The following is a 1,488-nucleotide window of genomic DNA, read 5'->3' on the forward strand; positions in this document are numbered from 1 at the left end:
CGCGGGCAAGGTGTGGGCCAACGACAGCACGAAGGTCTATCACTGCTCGACCGACAAGTACTACGGCAAGACGAAGCACGGCAGCTACATGTCGGAAGCCGACGCGAAGGCAAAGGGCTACCACGCGTCGCACGGCAAGGCCTGTTCGTAACGCAGGCTGACGCGCGAGCCGCTTCCTCGCGCGTCGTCCACGCTGCTGCACCTCACGCCCCGCCATCCCCGGCGGGGCGTTTCATTTTCAGTGCCGTCCGGCTTCAGTGGGCGTGATTCGATTGCGTGTCGGTCGCGGCATCGTGCGCGGTTGCGCGGGCATCGAGCAGCGCGCGCAGCGTCACGTAGTGCGTGCCGTCCGCGTTGCCTTCCGCACCCGCGGTGCGATCGTACGGCTCGTTGTCATGGATCGTCGCCCGCACGATCGGATAGATCTGCGTTTCCCATCGGCTGCCGTTGAACACACCGTAGTGGCCCGCTCCAGTCTGCACGTGGTGCGTCTTCAGATACGGTGGTAACCCCGAACACAGCTCCTGCGCGGCCACCGTCTGGCCCACTGCGCAGATATCGTCCTTCTCGCCTTCGATCGTCAGCAGTGCGGTGCGATGAATCGCCGCCGGTTCGACGAGCCGGTCGCCGACCGTCAGCTCGCCACGCGCGAGCGCGTATTGCTGGAACACCTTCTCGACCGTTTCCAGATAGAACTCGGCAGTGAGATCGGCGGTGGCGAAGTATTCGTCGTAGAAGTGCCGCAGCGTGTCGGCTTTCGCCGGATCGCCTTTTGCGCGCTCGTAGTACATGTCGGCGAACGATGTCGCATGGCGATCCGGATTCATCGACATGAACGCGCCGACCTGCACGAAGCCCGGATACACGCAGCGCTGCGCCCCGACGAAGCCCGCCGGCACGACGCTGATCAGGTTCCGCGCGAACCATTCGATCGGCTGGCTCGTCGCGAGCGCGTTGACCTTAGTCGGATTCACGCGGCAGTCGATCGGCCCCGCCATCAGCGTCAGGCTCGCGGGCTGCGCCGGATCGCCGCCGGCGGCCATCAGCGCGACCGCCGCGAGCGCGGCGACGGTCGGCTGGCAGATCGCGAGCACATGCGCGTCCGGGCCGATCTGGTGGATGAAGTCGATCACGTGCATCACGTATTCGTCGAAGCCGAATCGTCCGGCCGTCAGCGGGATGTCGCGCGGGTTGTGCCAGTCGGTGATGTACACGTCGTGGTCGGCCAGCATCGTATGCACGGTGCCGCGCAACAGCGTCGCGAAATGCCCGGACATCGGCGCAACGATCAGCACGCGCGGCTGGCGCGCAACAGGCAGCGCCTTGCGGAAATGCAGCAGCGTGCCGAACGGCGTTGCCGCGGCGGCCTCCTCGACGATCGGCACCGTTTCGCCGTCGACGACGATCGACGCGATGCCGAACGGCGGACGCCGGTGCGAGAACGCGCAGCATTCGAGCAGTTCGCACAGCGCGTCGAGCATGCGGCCG

1 protein-coding gene is annotated in these 1,488 nt (G+C 66.2%); it reads right to left on the reverse strand.

The annotated features are described in order from the left end of the window. Positions 1–254 precede the first annotated feature (254 nt). Positions 255–1,488, reverse strand: a 1,234-nt coding sequence (locus JYJ84_RS36495; protein ID WP_205187304.1) for a polyhydroxyalkanoate depolymerase, incomplete at its 5' end; no start/stop codon positions are given.

Origin of the sequence: Burkholderia sp. LMG 13014 (assembly GCF_905232215.1) — a bacterium.
Classification (GTDB): domain Bacteria; phylum Pseudomonadota; class Gammaproteobacteria; order Burkholderiales; family Burkholderiaceae; genus Burkholderia.